The organism is Candidatus Symbiopectobacterium sp. NZEC135 (genome assembly GCF_025962695.1).
This window is the reverse complement of record NZ_JAGFPF010001538.1, coordinates 1-514: the sequence shown is the minus strand read 5'-3', so window position 1 is coordinate 514 and position 514 is coordinate 1. Positions and strand designations below refer to the sequence as shown.

Sequence of the window (514 nt, the reverse complement as noted above, 5' to 3'; positions counted from 1 at the left end):
ACGCCGTCCACCGGTCTGATATCACAATCATTGCCGGTATTTAATGAATGGATCATGCCTTCGGCATTGACGCCGAGCAAATGCTCCGTCGGTCGGAATACTGTCTGAAGGAATTGCAACAACCCCAGCAACACCGCCAATCCAATCCCCGGAATAATGCCCACCAGCAGCACACTCAGAAAAGTAAACAGAGCCAGGTAGAATGCCGGGCGATTGCGCTTCCGCAATTGGGATATACTGCGTAAATCCAGCAGCCCCCACGACGCATAAATCAAAATGACGCCGAGTACCGCAATAGGAATATATTGCAGGGGCTCACTTAACAATGCGACCACCAGAGCAATCGCCAAGGCGGCGATCACAGACACCAACTGACTTTTGCCACCGTTGGCATCGTTAACCGCCGTACGCGAATTCGCCCCGCTAATGGCAAAGCCCTGCGATAAACCAGAGACGATATTCACCAGGCCAAGTGCGCGGAATTCACTGTTTACATCCACCTCGTAACCATTTT

1 protein-coding gene is annotated in these 514 nt (G+C 51.8%); it reads right to left on the bottom strand.

All coding sequences use genetic code 11. From position 1 onward, the window contains the following. Window positions 1–514: SulP family inorganic anion transporter (locus tag J5224_RS35240; protein WP_264629415.1), on the bottom strand; the 514-nt coding region annotated here is incomplete at both ends.